General features: G+C 35.0%; 11 protein-coding genes. 5 read left to right on the plus strand and 6 right to left on the minus strand.

Features of this window, described 5'->3' with window-relative positions; genetic code table 11:
• Positions 1–109: 109 nt before the first annotated feature.
• The 3 genes from WBG07_RS18230 to WBG07_RS18240 all read right to left on the minus strand — a co-directional run bounded on the left by WBG07_RS18230 (position 110) and on the right by WBG07_RS18240 (position 6,787).
• Positions 110–2,056, minus strand: coding sequence for a putative porin (locus WBG07_RS18230; protein ID WP_340203418.1), 1,947 nt, complete (start codon positions 2,054–2,056; stop codon positions 110–112).
• A gap of 128 nt (positions 2,057–2,184) precedes the next feature.
• Complete coding sequence (locus tag WBG07_RS18235) at positions 2,185–3,633, minus strand: SusD/RagB family nutrient-binding outer membrane lipoprotein (protein WP_340203420.1); 1,449 nt, start codon at positions 3,631–3,633, stop codon at positions 2,185–2,187.
• A 10-nt stretch (positions 3,634–3,643) separates the two neighbouring features.
• Positions 3,644–6,787, minus strand: a complete 3,144-nt coding sequence (locus WBG07_RS18240; RefSeq protein WP_340203422.1) for a SusC/RagA family TonB-linked outer membrane protein — start codon at positions 6,785–6,787, stop codon at positions 3,644–3,646.
• 158 nt (positions 6,788–6,945) lie between these two features.
• Here WBG07_RS18240 and WBG07_RS18245 point away from each other — a divergent pair, with 158 nt between their 5' ends.
• Both WBG07_RS18245 and WBG07_RS18250 read left to right on the plus strand, forming a co-directional pair.
• On the plus strand, positions 6,946–7,551 hold the full coding sequence (locus tag WBG07_RS18245) for a ribonuclease HII (RefSeq protein ID WP_340203431.1): 606 nt from the start codon (positions 6,946–6,948) through the stop codon (positions 7,549–7,551).
• A 32-nt stretch (positions 7,552–7,583) separates the two neighbouring features.
• Positions 7,584–10,055, plus strand: coding sequence for a hypothetical protein (locus WBG07_RS18250; protein ID WP_340203423.1), 2,472 nt, complete (start codon positions 7,584–7,586; stop codon positions 10,053–10,055).
• A gap of 519 nt (positions 10,056–10,574) precedes the next feature.
• On the opposite strand, the gene lipB is transcribed toward WBG07_RS18250, so the two are convergent.
• From lipB to WBG07_RS18265, 3 genes are read right to left on the minus strand one after another with little or no spacing between them, the layout of a single operon-like run.
• A complete protein-coding gene (gene lipB, locus WBG07_RS18255; protein ID WP_340203424.1) occupies positions 10,575–11,297 on the minus strand; it encodes a lipoyl(octanoyl) transferase LipB in 723 nt (240 codons plus the stop codon).
• 36 nt (positions 11,298–11,333) lie between these two features.
• Entirely contained in the window at positions 11,334–12,083 is a 750-nt protein-coding gene (locus WBG07_RS18260; protein WP_340203425.1) for a hypothetical protein, read from the minus strand.
• Between the two features lie 7 nt (positions 12,084–12,090).
• Positions 12,091–12,249: a YqaE/Pmp3 family membrane protein gene (locus WBG07_RS18265; protein WP_340203426.1), complete on the minus strand. Its 159-nt coding sequence runs from the start codon at positions 12,247–12,249 to the stop codon at positions 12,091–12,093.
• Between the two features lie 198 nt (positions 12,250–12,447).
• Here WBG07_RS18265 and lysS point away from each other — a divergent pair, with 198 nt between their 5' ends.
• From lysS to WBG07_RS18280, 3 genes are all read left to right on the plus strand, one after another.
• A complete protein-coding gene (gene lysS, locus WBG07_RS18270) occupies positions 12,448–14,139 on the plus strand; it encodes a lysine--tRNA ligase (RefSeq protein WP_340203428.1) in 1,692 nt (563 codons plus the stop codon).
• 152 nt (positions 14,140–14,291) lie between these two features.
• Positions 14,292–14,849, plus strand: a complete 558-nt coding sequence (locus WBG07_RS18275; protein WP_340203429.1) for a phage tail protein — start codon at positions 14,292–14,294, stop codon at positions 14,847–14,849.
• 66 nt (positions 14,850–14,915) lie between these two features.
• On the plus strand, positions 14,916–15,833 hold a 918-nt coding region (locus tag WBG07_RS18280), incomplete at its 3' end, for a hypothetical protein (RefSeq protein ID WP_340203430.1).

Below are 15,833 nucleotides of genomic sequence, written 5' to 3' on the forward strand. Positions count from 1 at the left end.
CCTTATAACAACTTTTTAATCCACTTTTTTTAAACTATTTATAACCTATGCTGAATATCAAAGAGTTAAAGAGAAAATTTAATTGAAGAATTAGACATTATGAAGGTATTTAGATAAAAAAGTTCCATACCAACCCGAACCTTACTATGAAATCGCGATAAGGATAATCTGGAGCTGAGTAAAATTTAGCTTCAGAAAAAGGCGAATTAAAGTGTTCTGCCTTCAAATAAATGCGGGTTTGCTTCACCTTAGCATTAATAAAAAAGTCAATTAATGGGAAACCCCCAAACTTTTCCGTATTCTGGGTATAAAATTCAGCGAGCAAAGGGTTGTATGCATCAGTATAATGGGAAGAAAAATACTTAAAAGTAATTCCTGTTTGCAAATACATCGCTTTCTTAAAAAGGTGATCTGAAAAATAAAGCGTATTGCGAGTGACCAATTCTGGGACATTAAGCACCAAATTGTCTTGATCTACATTCTGATACATTACGGTATTGGCTAGGGCAAACTTTCCAAGTTTAAATTCATTACTAAACTTAACTTTTAGATAATTGATAGACCCATTATTTTGAACTGGAATCACCTGAGCTCCTTCGGCTTCTGAACTAGTCGTAAAATAAGTGTAATTATCAAGAATGTCATAATTAACAGAAATATTAAACCATTTATTCAAATTTAGGGTAAGCTCCGCTCCTTTTTGATCTTGCTTTTGAAAAACTTGATCATTCTGCCAATTATAAGCTATATAATTGCTTTGATATAGCAAGGCATTAAAATCTGGCATTCTGCTACTGCTGTGTACTCCTATTTTTGCAAATCCTGCATTTTTTAATTTATAAAATGCAGAGGCGGTTATATTTGTCCCACCCAATTCTCCAGAGATATTAGTTACTCCATCAAAATCAATTGCAAAATCTCCTATTTGTTTGTTCCATGAAGCTTCTAATGCAAACTCATTTCCTTTTAATTGGTTCTGAATGACACCACTATTTGTGAACAGGATGCTTTTAAAGAAATAATCGTAGTTATAGCTTATAGCCTTTAAACTTACTTCTCCTGTAATATGGTTATCATAAGTTACATCTACCTTATTAAACATTGCTCTAAGCTGAGAACGATCCACTAAATTAGCACTCTGGAATGAATCTCCAAAAAAATCATCGGCAGAAGTTTGTAAGTATCTATATAACTTTGTCTCATAATTAAACTGATGCCCCAAGCTTATCTTAGCATACTTGATTGAATCTTTGTTTTGCTTTAAATAATAACGATGGTCTATAAAATATCTTTTTCCTACCAAAAAATTTTCTGCATCTTGAAAAGCAACATCTATTCTGGATCTATCAGTAAACTCTTCTTCTCCACTTTCAAACTGACTTCTATTGGTGATACCTCCATTTTCTTGATTAGCGATATCCTGAGACACCCAATGTCCTCGAAGAAAATATCTATTATTTTTACTTCTAAAATTGACCGTAAACCTAAAATTACCTACACTAGATCTGATATTCTGGTATTTACCAAGAGAGCGTAATCCTTTATTCGCAATTGAAAAATTAAACCTTTCTGAGGTGTTTGCTGTAAAAAAACCATCTGCCAATTGCCCTTGCTCCATCACCGTTTTAAAAAATAATTCGGTAACTGGTGTTGGTACATGATAGTAATTGATATCCTCAGCCTGCATATAATTAAAATGCTTGGCATTGGCACCTAGCTGTGGAAATTGAGTTGCCCCACTAAACACATGACCTAATTTATTATATGATTGCCCCACGTTAGAAAAAGGCAATAATTCAAAATCGTCTTTTCTCAAGTAATTAAACTTATATTCCTTTTGAATTGTGAGAGAGGTATCCAAATAAGTAGTATCTTTTTGATAGCTTATAATTTTATAGTCTTTAATAGAAACACTATCTAAGAATGCGTTTTTATCTGATACGGATTTTGTAGAAAGATTTCCAGAAATAAATTGCTTCTTATTTTCTTCTTCCACTTGCGCAATACAAGAAAGTGAGCTAAAAAAGAAAATGAAAACCACTATTTTATATTTCATTCCAAAGGATTTATGGCAAAGGTAATTTTTTTGCCTTTAATTGCTCATTAGAATATGTTAAACACAAAAACACCCATGAAAAATCATGGGTGCTTTTTAAGATATTTTAATGCTTAGTTTATTAAATACTAATTTTCAAACCACATTGGTGAATCTAATGGCTGCTGAGCAGGGGCATTAGGGTTTGATGCAGTTTCACTAGCTGGATAAGGATACCTTCTTATGATATCAGAAAGCTGTGCACTCGCTGGCTGCTCAAAAGTTGGAGTTTTGGTTCTTTTCCATAATGTCCAAGCTTCTATGCCTCTTGTAAATAAATCAATGTACTGTTGTTCATGAATTACACGTAAAGCATCAGCAGTAGAAAGACCTGAAATATCTGGAAGTGATGCCAAATACGCAGTTTTATCTCCAGCAGAAATAGATCCAGGCTTACCATCATAAAAATCCATAGAAAGTCTTACTCCATCTTGAAGATATGTATTAGCCTGAGCCAAACCACCTGAAATTATACCATTGGCAGCTGCATCAGCTAATAAGAAATGTGTTTCCGAAGCGGAAGCATATCTATCCGGCATTTCTCTGCGAATAATATTTAAACTGATAGGTGAAATTCCGGTAGGACTAAATACACCTTGATTTTGACCTGCATACTGACCATCAGAATTTAAATCGAAATAAGTTGCACGACGAGGGTCACCAAGATTGTTCATTAAGTCTACTAGAGTAGCTCCTGAATACCAAAAGATATTGTCTCCACCTGAAAATAGATTCAAGGTATTCCAAATAGGGTTCTCATTACCTATACTTGCAGTATAATCTAGTTTCGCTTCATCAGACACAGCTACAATAAGAGGCTGAGAGACTAACGCTTGAATTTGTGCTTGTACTGATGAAGGATTCACATTAGCTATAAGCATTAAAGCCTGTAACTTTAATGTATTTGCAAATTTAATCCAAAGTGAAGCATCTCCACCGTAGATAAGATCACCTCCAGTTATGATCCCATCAGAAGGACCATTCAAAAGAGCGATTGCTTCATCACATCTTGATACTACCCCTAAAAGCACATCTTCTTGCAAATCAAAATTTGGATTAGGAAAATCTGCTGGCTGCGTAGCTTCCGAGAAAGGAACCTGCCCATAAACCTGTGTCAAGTTGAAGAAAGTGAATGCTTCCATAACTTTTGCCTGACCAATAACATGAAGGTTTCCAGGGTTATTCTGCTCTGTTAACAATCTCACCTGTTGTAAGTTTCTCAAGGCAGTTGCATATTCTGCAAACCAAACATTGTTGGTTGTATTTGCACTAATGATATATCTCTCAGGATTACGAAATACTCCAGCAGAACCACCAGAAGTCCAGTGTTGTGCTTGAATATTAATTGAGTTCAATTCAATCGTTCTTTGTTGAGAAACCGCCAAGATAATTTGAGGGAACAACAATGAAGGATCAATGTTCGTTGCAGCGAACGGGTTTGTATTGATGCCTTCGATAGAACCCTCACACCCACTCATTAGTATTGTGAGCGATGCCATACAAAGAACACCTAATTTTTTTATATTAAATCTTTTCATGTTTTATATTTTAGAAATTAACTTGTAAGTTAAAACCAAGACTTCTTGATGAAGGTACACCACCACGCTCAATACCTTGGGTGTTACTATTAGAACCAAACAATCCTGCTTCTGGATCTATATGAGGAACATCAGAATTGAAAATTGCCAGGTTACGACCTTGGATACCTACTTTTAAACCTTTAAATGGAGTTTTTTCAAGTATTTTCTGAGAGAAAGAATAAGATAAACTCAGTTCTCTCCACTTGATAAACGTAGCGTCAAAAACATTTCCTTCAATAATAGATGCACTTGAGAAAGCAGCCCAATAATTTTGAACACTGCTCACTGGAGTTGTATTAGGAGTACCATCTGCTTGGAACGTATTTGCATCAACAAACACCTCTCTGTTATTGACAGCAGTTTCTTCAGCAAGACCAGCTCTTCTAAGAAGACCTACGGTATTTGAGAATATCTTTCCACCTTCTCTATAATCAAAAGTTGTTGATAGCGTAAAACCTTTCCAGCTAAATGCTGAAGTAAGTCCCATAATGAAATCTGGGTTAATACTTCCTAATTTACCATCCTCACCTGATTGACGAATACCATCTGAATTAACCAATATTTGATCTTCGATTGGATTTCCGTCTGCATCCTCTACTCTGGCAAATTTTCTACCAAACAATTCAAGATCACCACCTTCATCGGCTACGATCTGAAGTCCATTAAATTCTGTATCCGGAAGCACATAACGACCACCAGGTAAATCACCTAAATCTTCTACCCTAAACTCATTCTTAGTGAAGTTATAATCAATATCCCACTTGAAGTCACCGTCAAGGATTCTAGCGTTAAGTTCTAATTCAATACCCTTATTGCTAATCTCTCCAATGTTAGTTAAAAGTGAAGTATACCCACTGGTTTGTGGTGTAGGCAAGAAAAGGATTTGATCTTGAGTAACATTTCTATAATAAGTAGCGTCTATGTTTATTCTGTTTTTTAGTAAACCAAGTTCAAGACCTATTTCTACACTTTGCTGATTTTCTGGCTTTAGATTTGGATCTGTTAAGAAACTATTACTGTTAAATGCCAATTGCCCGTCGAAAGGGAAGTTACCACCAGTACCAAACTGTCCGAAGTAACCTTGATCTGGATTAAATGTAAAATCTAAAAGGTATGGTCTTGTATCATTACCAACGTTTGCCCAAGTACCTCTAAGCTTACCGTAACTAAATACGTCGCTATCAATTTTAAGAGCATCTGTAAATATCCAACTTAATGAAACGGAAGGATAGAAGAAGCTATTGTTATCAGCTGGAAGCGTTGAAGACCAGTCGTTACGAGCAGTAGCATTCAAAATCAACCAGTTTTTATAATCTAAAGTCAAATCACCAAAAACACCAAAGATTCTTCTTTTACTAAAACCTTTAATTGGCACATTTGCGCCGGCATTACCTGGATCAAATAATCCTGGAACTGTTAAACCAGTTGCAACATTACTTAATTGATTAAAAACTCTCTCATTCCATTGCGTACCTGTACGAAAAGTAACATTAAAGTCATCATTGATTTGCTTATCATAAGTAGCTAAGAAATCTAACGTTAATTCTCGGTTTCTGAATAAATCATCACGGAAATTACCATCAGCACGACCTACTGTATTTACTTGATTCACAAGAAGACGCTCATCAGAGTAAGTATCATAACCAACTCTTCCTAGTAAAGTCAAATCTTCAATTGGCAAAAATTCTAAAGAAGCATTACCAAAGAAACGCTCTACAGTTACCTGTGGTGCATTTTCATTTGCTACCCAATATGGGTTATTAGTTTGATTACCTACTTGACCCAGTTGGTTTCCTTGATCATCTATCCAAGGTCTGAAAAGGCTTACATCTGTGTTGATTGGAAGACCGTTAACGATATTTGTTAAAACGTTAGGATCGTTTGCTCCACCAGCACCAGTACCTCTTGTATTAGTACGAACATAATTCACAGAAAATCTTGACTTTAGTTTTTCAGTCAATACCTTACCTGCATTCATACCTAAATTAAATCTGTTTAAAGCGTTGTTAGGCAAAACCCCTTCTTGCTCTGTGTATGAAGAACTCAATCTGTAATCATCTCCTACTCCAGAAGCACCAGAAACACTAAAACTTGTGATTTTGGTAACACCTGTCTCATAAAAGTCTTCTACTCTATTTCTAAATAACTGAAATGGAACTGTCTGTCCAAGAACATTTGTATATGTCTGACCGCTCACATCTCCTAAAGAAGGACCCCAACCAGCAGTTGCTTGTTGCCCATCTGCTTGAGTAAAATCATACACTCCTTGATCTCCAGAAACAAAGTTTTCCTGAAAATCTGGTAATCTTAATGGATTGTCAAACCTAATGTCTGTACTTAAACTAAAACTAGCTTTTGAACCCGTCTTACCTTTCTTAGTAGTTACAATAATAACACCATTAGCAGCACGAGACCCGTAAAGAGCAGCAGCAGAAGCACCTTTTAATACAGATATACTTTCAACATCATCAGGATTAATATCCTGGGCTCTGTTACCAAAGTCAAATCCACCCTGAATTCTTGAACCAGAAGCAATGTTCTGATCCGAAACAGGAACACCATCTACCACCCAAAGTGGTTGATTGTTTTCTCCGAGGGATGCATTACCCCTAATTAAAATTTTTGTAGAACCCCCAACGTTACCACTTTGGTTTTGAATTCTAACACCACTAGCTTTACCTTGTAGTGCATTCAATACGTTTGTTTCACGTACAACATTTAAATCTTCAGATTTAACAGTAGATACTGCGTACCCTAAAGACCTTGCCGAACGCTCAATACCAAGGGCAGTTACTACCACCTCTTCTAGTGCCTCTGCATCTTCTACCATCTGTACATTGATAGTATTTGCTGAAGTTACTACACGTTCTGTAGTTTTTTGTCCTAAATAGGTAAACACTAATGCTTGACCAACACTTGCCTTGATAGCATAGTTTCCGTCAAAATCAGTTTGTGTACCCGTAGTAGTACCTTTAACCACAACGTTAACTCCGGGCAGTGGCAAACCAGATTGGTCCGTCACGTTACCGGTAACCGTTTTTTCCTGTGCAAAAGTAATTTGCACCATTAACGCTAAGAATAGCGTTAACATCCAAGTAAACTTTGATCTCATATTTAATTAATTTGATTTAGTCAGTCGCAAACTTCTTAATTATTTCTTAATAAACCAAATAAAAGATAGAAGGGGTGTGTTAAAAATGACAAAGAGTTTTGAATTATTTGAATTTTCCTTACCAAATACTTAAGTTTAATGCAAAAGAAAGAACAAAGTTGGCATTATTATTAAGATATTTCAAACAAGACGGAATTGAGGCTGGCACCGATGAAGCCGGAAGAGGTTGCCTTGCAGGCCCCGTAACAGCTGCGGCGGTAGTGCTAAAACCTAATTTTACACACAAAGAACTTACCGATTCAAAACAACTCTCGCGCGTAAAACGAGATTTTTTCCGGATTATTGTAGAAGAAGAGGCCTCTTTTTTTGGAGTTGCACATATTTATCCAAAAGAAATTGATAAAATCAATATTTTAAATGCTTCTATTAAAGGAATGCATCATGCTATATATAAGATGGGATGCAATCCCGATTTTATTATTGTAGATGGTAATAGATTCAAACCTCTAGGAAATACACCTTACAAATGTATTATAAAAGGAGATACCAAATATATGAGTATTGCCGCGGCATCTGTACTCGCCAAAACTTATAGAGATACTTACATGGAGCAAATCCATGAAGAATACCCTATGTATAATTGGAAACAAAACAAGGGATACCCTACAAAAGAGCATAGAGAAGCGATTAGGAAATACGGGATTACTAAATATCACAGAAAAAGTTTTCGTTTACTTCCCGAACAATTAAAATTGGAACTTTGAGTTTTATACTTTTGCAGTAAATTCTTTTGAGCATGAGAAAACTAATTTTATTGGTTCTTGTTTTTTTTATTAGCTGCCAACAAAAAGAGAGAAAAACATCTGGGCTTTTGGGTTATGTCCCAAAAGAGGCATTCTCCATTGTTCAAATAAATGATCTTACCTCCTTTAAAAACAACCTGAGAAATAATGATTTTTTAGCACAATTCATCAATACCCCAATTTATAGTGATTTCAATGATTTTATTTCTAGGCTAAATTATATTGAAACCAATAAAGAAATACTGTTGTGTTTTAATGAGGTAGGTAAAGACAATTTTGAATACACTCTTATCTCGGAAAAAACGGAAGGTTTCTTTAAAAAAGACAGTTTGCAGGATGTAGTATCTGAAAGATATAAGTATGAAAATAGAAGTTTAGATGAGATCACTCTTAAGGGTCAGACCTCTTACCACACAGAATTAGAAGGAGTCACTATTATATCCTCATCTAAATTAGTGATTGAAAATATTATACGCCAAAAGCAATCTTCTACTTTTGAGCCAGATACTTCATTGAAAAAAATCTTTGCTTCAGCAAATGAAAACTCTGCGGCATCTATTTTTATCGATAGCAAACGTTCAAATTCTTTTTTAAAATATTTATTTCCTCAAAAAGATTTCATAAATGATGCTTCCTTGAGCAGCTGGATAGGTGTTGACACTAACATAGAACAACAAAGCATCCGTCTTAACGGAATTGCGATCTCGCAAGACTCCTTAGGTTCCATTATTTCTGTTTTTGAAAATTCTAAGGCGGCAGAAAATTCATTAGCAAAGATTACTCCTTTAAATGCAAAAGGTGTTTTGTCTTTTAGTTACTCTAATTGGGAAGACTTAAGCAAAGAATTAAAAACATACAACAAAGATAAAGTAGTTTCAAAGACTATTCCCCAAATTATGCCTTTCTCTGATGAAACGGGAATTATTTATACAAATGAAGGTGAGGTTGCAGCATTACATTTTACAAATACAGAAGGTGCAAAGATAGAATTGGAACCCTACAGTAGCATAGGTGACACACATAGAAGTATTTCAATATACAAATTAGAAACATATGCCTTTTTAGTAAATGAATTATCCCCACTCATTAAAAATATTGCTGCAAACTTTTACGCTGTTTTAGATGACTTTATTGTTTTTGCAGAAAATTTGCCCCAATTACATGTGGTAATAGATAATTATCAAAACAAGTCTACACTATATAACAGCTTAGCTTTTAAAGAATTAATGCAGGGATTAAACGATCAATCTTCCATCTTAGCTATCGGCATCAATCCTGAAATCCAAAATATGCTAATTAAAAATGGGAATCCAAAAGTTTCAAAAAGCTTAAAAAAAGTACCCCTTACCAATTATCCTCTTTTTGCCTTTCAATTTGTTTCAGACAAAGGGTTTTTGCATACCAATGGCGCTATTTATCAATTCAAGCAAAAGAAAAATGCAGGTACAGTTTCTCAACTTTTCACAGTTACCTTAGAAGAGGATGTACTAAACTCCCCCCAATTCATTATTAATCATAGAACAGACAAAAAAGATATTGTCATTCAAGATAAAAAACATCAATTATACTTAATTTCAAATGAAGGAAAAATTCGTTGGAAGAAAAAAATAAATGACCCTATCATTGGTAAAATACAACAGGTAGACCTTTATAGAAATGGAAGGCTTCAATTAGCATTCAATACTAACAAAGAGCTTCATGTTATAGACTTAAAGGGTAATGATGTCTCTCCCTTTCCTATTGCCATCAACTCAACAATAACTCAACCTTTATCCGTATTTGATTATGATAAAAATAGAAACTACCGCTTTTTAGTTTCAGCTGAACAGGAAGTTTTTATGTTTGATAATGCAGGAGAGCCAGTTGAAGGTTTCACTTTTAGAAAATCTAAAAAACCAATTAAAAATAATCCGTCACATTTTAGAGTATCAGGTAAAGATTATATTGTTATTCCACAAACAGATTATTTGAGTATTCTGGACCGGCGAGGAAAAACGAGGGTTAAGATAAAGGGAGAATTAAAACTTTCTGGAAATCAAGTATATCTTTATAAAAATCTTATCACTACAACTGATACTTCGGGTAATTTAGTACAAATTGATTTTAAAGGAAATATTAACCGCATTGGGCTCGGATTACAAGACAATCACAAAATTGATGCTACCAGCAAAACCTTCGTTAGTCTTTCTGATAATATACTAACTATTAAAGGAAAGCAAGTAGAGTTAGATTTTGGAATCTACACAGCACCGCAACTGTTTTACGTAAAAAATAAAATTTATATTTCGGTTACTGATTTACAAGTTAACAAAACATACCTTTTTGACAGTCAAGGCAAAAGCATCTCTAACTTTCCTGTCTATGGAAATTCGCCAATAGACCTAGCTTCTGTGAAAAATGATCAAAAAATAGCCATTGTAACCAAAGGCGAAGCGAATACCATTCTTGTGTATGAGTTAAACTAAACTATTTAGATTTATTTCTCGTTTTGGACCAAGAAGATTTTTTTATAGCTAACTATTTGCAACAAAAATATTGTATGATTTTTATAAAACACTAATTAACGTGAGTTCAATCTAATTTCAGTTTTATATTTTAATCTTAAATAGGGGTTTTGAATTATTAAAAATACAGCATGTAAGTTACGTACGTTTATTTTCTTTGTTTGTCCACCTTGCGACTGCTCAGGGTTCGAAAATGAACCCAAAGAAAAGACACTTTTTAGTTTATGTCATATCTATTTTGCATGAAGGTATTCATGAATCTTCTATTTCCAAGGTATTTTTGTCCAGAAAGTGGACAAAACCACAAGGCTTTCCTAAATTTTAGTTCACTAAATTTTATTTTGTATAAAGGAGTTCATGAATTTACATTTCTCCCCCGAACGATCGGGGCTTCGAAAATTCTTAACGGAAAACCTTGTTATAATGCGGAAAAAGACAAAATCGAAATCGATTTTAATTCTTGTTTACGTCGAACTGACGTTATTTATGTCGAACTAACGTTGTATTAATAATGTTTGCTTCAAACATTTGGGAGAAATGATACAATATTTTTTGTTTGACCACATTTGTTGGCACCTCCTCTACCCCAAGTTCTGCCTTTAAAGAGGTTACAGATTTGTCCTTAATTCCGCAGGGAATAATATGGTCAAAGTAACCTAAATTAGTATTCACATTTAAGGCAAAACCATGCATAGTTACCCATCTAGAAGCCCTTACGCCCATAGCACATATTTTTCTTGCAAATGGGGTGCCAACATCTAACCAAACTCCGGTCTCTCCTTCACTTCTGGTTGCCTTTACTCCATATTCTTCTAAGGTCTTTATTATTACTTCCTCTAAAAACCGAAGATATTTGTGAATGTCTGTGAAAAAATTATCTAAGTCGAGAATTGGATAACCTACAATTTGACCAGGACCATGATACGTAATATCTCCTCCCCTATTTATTTTATAAAAAACCGCATTTCGTTCTTTTAATTGGGTTTCATCCAACAAAAGATTAGAAAGTTCGCCACTTTTTCCAAGCGTAAACACATGGGGATGCTCTACAAAAAGAAAGTGATTCTCAGTAGAAATATTTTCTTTATTTCGTCTATTCTTGATTTTACGATCTACTACAGCCTTGAAAAGCTGCTCTTGAAGATCCCAGGCTTCCTTATAATCCATTAAACCTAGATCTTCTAATCTTACATCTTTATTCATGATGCAAAGATAAGATATACAAGAAAGATAGTTTTCTTAATTACTTAGCTCTATCTCTAAATTTAGTATTTCAGGATCCCTCATATAATCCATAAAAGGAACCTCAATGGTCACTGTCTTTCTATCTTCGCTATAGAAAGCACCTTTTTTTGAGACCGATTTTACTGGTGTTGAGAAGTGATAAATTAACTTATAGGTAGAACTGCCAAGAAAAAGTTCCATTTTACCTAAACTATCTACATTCTTTTGTAACAGATCATAATCTACTACCTTATTTGTTCTTTTGAATGTATTTCCATTTAAGGTATAACTCATTTCTGTAGGTTCGCCTGTGGACAGTATATCTTGCTGGCTCTGAGAAGCTCCCATACCCTGATTGCCAAAAGCACCTGCATTTTGAAAAGCACTAAATACATCAGATAATTCTGAAACCTCTGTAAAATCGGTATACATATCAATCTTCATATCTCCCGTTTCTTCATTCATTACCATATGCAAGTTAAAAGGTTCTAATTTTTTTAATTTTTCTTGCTCTTCCTCTGTTAATGTTGCAATACTATCTTTCTTCTCTTCCAACAATTTCTTAAATGATATAACAGAATCCATAACCTTTCCAGAGCCCTCTATAGAACCCATATCATTTCCCATTTTCAACAATTCAGACCCATCAAATTTGATAGATAATCTTCCAGACCCATCAGTATTTAAAAATAGCTCTTCTGAAAAATTACATGAGGTTAAGACCACTAACAACAATGCTAGAAAACAATTAAAAATTTTATTCACGATATTCTTATTTATTTGGGTTATTTAATATAATTAACGCAGCAATTACGCCTGGGATCCAACCAAGTATCCACAAAATAAAAACAATTAATATTGATCCACAGCCTTTATCCAAAACAGCTAAAGGCGGAAAGATAATAGCTAGCAAAACTCTCCATATACTCATGATCTTACTTTATCTAAAAAACGAAAGATATAAAAATATGTTTTACGCTTTTAAAAAAATACTTTTTGGGTTGTAATATGGCCAATTAAAAACTACTTTAATACCAGCATCAAAGTCTTAAATAAGCTATAATAAATTAACCTAAATGTGCGTATCTTTGCGACTTCTAAAAAAATCATAGTACCATAAAATTTACGCATGCAACTTTCAGAACAGGAGCTCATAAGAAGAGAGAAACTAGTAAAGCTTAGGGAATTAGGAATCAATCCCTTTCCAGCCAATCTGTATCCGGTAGATCATACTTCTACTCAGATAAAAGAAAATTTTGAAGAAGACAAAAAAGTAATTGTAGCCGGTAGATTAATGTCTGCTAGAATTCAAGGTAAAGCTTCATTTGCAGAGTTACAAGATAGCGAGGGTCGTATTCAACTGTATTTTAATCGGGATGAAATATGCTTGGGTGAAGACAAATCAAAATATAATGAGGTCTTTAAGAAGTTGATTGATCTTGGTGATTTCATAGGTGTTGAAGGTACTCTTTTCACCACTAAAGTAGGTGAGAAAACCATAATGGTTAATAATTTTGAATTATTGAGCAAAACGCTAAGACCTTTACCGCTACCCAAAGTAGATGCTGAGGGTAATAAGCACGATGGGTTTAACGACCCTGAACTTCGATATCGCATGCGCTATGTTGACCTTGTGGTAAATCCGCAGGTAAAAGAGGTCTTTGTAAAGCGTACAAAGTTGTTCAATGCAATGCGTAATTTTTTTAATGACAAAGGATATTTTGAAGTGGAAACACCTATTTTACAACCTATTCCCGGTGGGGCTGCCGCAAGGCCATTTGTAACCCACCACAACAGCCTAGACATTCCACTTTATATGCGTGTTGCCAACGAACTCTATCTAAAAAGGTTAATTGTGGGCGGATTTGATGGTGTATACGAGTTTTCAAAGAACTTCAGAAATGAAGGAATGGATCGTACCCACAATCCAGAATTTACTGCTATGGAAATTTATGTGGCTTATAAAGACTACAATTGGATGATGGAGTTTACAGAAAATCTTTTGGAGCATTGTGCCAGAGAAGTAAATGCGAAGACAACGGCGATTTTTGGAGAAAATAAAATAGATTTTAAAGCACCCTACCCAAGAGTGACGATGACAGACGCCATCATAAAATATACTGGCTTTGATATTACCAATAAGACTGAAGCCGAAATCAGAAAAGCCGCACTTGATATGGGTGTTGCTGTTGATGACACTATGGGTAAAGGAAAACTTATTGATGAAATTTTTGGTGAAAAATGCGAAGGCAACTTTATACAACCAACATTCATTACAGATTATCCTAAAGAGATGAGCCCCCTTTGTAAGGCGCATCGTGAAAATCCAGAATTAACAGAACGTTTTGAGTTGATGGTTTGTGGAAAAGAAATAGCTAATGCCTATTCTGAATTAAATGACCCAATAGACCAAAGAGAACGTTTTGAAGCACAATTAAAACTTTCTGAAAGAGGTGATGACGAAGCGATGTTTATAGATAATGATTTTCTCCGGGCCTTAGAATACGGAATGCCTCCAACTAGCGGATTGGGTATTGGAATGGATCGTCTTATTATGTTTCTCACCAATAATCAGTCTATACAGGAAGTCTTGTTTTTCCCACAAATGAGACCAGAAAAAAAACAAGTGAGCTTAAGCGAAAATGAAAAAATCATACACGACATACTCAAAAAACAATCCAAAATGCTACTTTCAGATCTAAAACAAGCTACCCAACTAAGCAACAAGGCATGGGACAAAGGCATTAAGGGGCTAACAAAAGTTTCCTTAGTTAAGGTTTTTAAAGAAGAAGAAGCGTTGTTTTGTGAAATTGTAAACTAATTCTTAATCCTATTTTTAGGAAACTTTTCATTTCATCTGAAAAAATTTAAGGATTACGTGTTTATACCTGATTTACATTTCAGGTATTATTACTCCTATATCATCTTGATATATTGTATACATTTGTGACTTAACCCAAAAAATATATTTATATGGAACCATTTATCGGACAAATCATGATGTTTGGAGGAAACTTCGCACCCAGAGGTTGGGCATTATGTAATGGACAATTATTAGCTATTTCTTCAAACACTGCTTTATTTTCAATAATAGGAACACAGTATGGAGGAGATGGTAGAACAACCTTTGGTCTTCCTGATTTAAGAGGAAGAATGCCTATTAGCTATGGAAACGGACCTGGACTTTCTCCTGTTCAAATAGGTCAGAAAGGCGGTGCTGAAGTGCATACATTATCTCAAGCAGAAATGCCTACTCACAACCATAGTGGCGTTGGATTAACTGGGCATTTACTAGCCAATGATGATGATGGAGTAGATGCAGATCCTACCAATAAGAACATTGGAGCATCAGAAAATGCAAATCTTTTTAATACTTCTGCTAATAATATTCAGACTGGTTCAACTCCCAATGTAGCAATTTCAGGGAATACTGCTAATGCTGGTGGAAACTTATCGTTTAGTATAAAAAATCCATATCAAGCTGTAAATTTTGTAATTGCATTACAAGGAATTTTTCCTTCTAGAAACTAAGTTTTTTCATATTTTAGCTGCGGAATCAAATTCCGCAGCTTTTATAATTAACCAAAACCTTCCATTTTGAAAAATTCATTCTTAGGAGTATCTTTTTTTTTCCTTCTATTATTTTCTTCAGTTCCAAAGCTAAGTGCGCAAACCACCTTAGCTGCTGGTGATATTGCAGTATTTTTTGTTCAAACTCGAGGTGCCGATGACTTTGCTTTCGTAACGTTTGTTGACCTTTCAGCAAACACTGTCATCTACTTTACTGAGTGCGGTGCAGATGCTGCTGGTTTTAGCACACCTTGTGCCGAATCCGCTTTTTCTTTTACTGTTCCCAGCGGAGGATTAACTGCTGGCGATATCATTCAGTATACAGATAATCCAGCCAGTTTTGTTGGTTATACAGATTCTCGTATTACTGGTACTACATTTTTACTCTCAACATTAGGAGATCAGATAATTGCATTTCAAGACGCTTCAAATCCAGGAGGCAGCTCAAATGCTGCTAACAATCCACGATTCCTTTTTGCTAACAATGTAGAATCTACCATATTTGCAGGTGACAAAACGGACAGTAATGAAACTGGACTGCCTAATGGTTTAGATGATACTACAGCCTCAAGAACTGCCTTAGGCTTAGGTGCAGGCCCAGGCCCCGGAGATGAATTTGACATTGCCATTTATAATGGCACTTATGACTTTTCTTCTGGAGGTATAGCCGCCGCAAAATTGGCATTTTCAAATCTTTCGAACTATTATCAAACCAACACTGAGGCAGATGCGACTTACACCTCTGCTTTTAACGCAATTCCTCCTGCCTTAACTTTAACCGCTTCTTGTGCGGCTACAGATAATACACCGCCTGTTCCAGATATAAATCCTCTGCCTGATGTAACAGCACAATGCCAAGTAACTTCTTTAACGCCACCTACGGCAACAGATAATTGTGGAGGAACCGTAACCGTAACCAACAATGCCACCTTACCCATTACTACC

The organism is Ascidiimonas meishanensis (assembly GCF_037782385.1).
Lineage (GTDB): Bacteria > Bacteroidota > Bacteroidia > Flavobacteriales > Flavobacteriaceae > Ascidiimonas > Ascidiimonas meishanensis.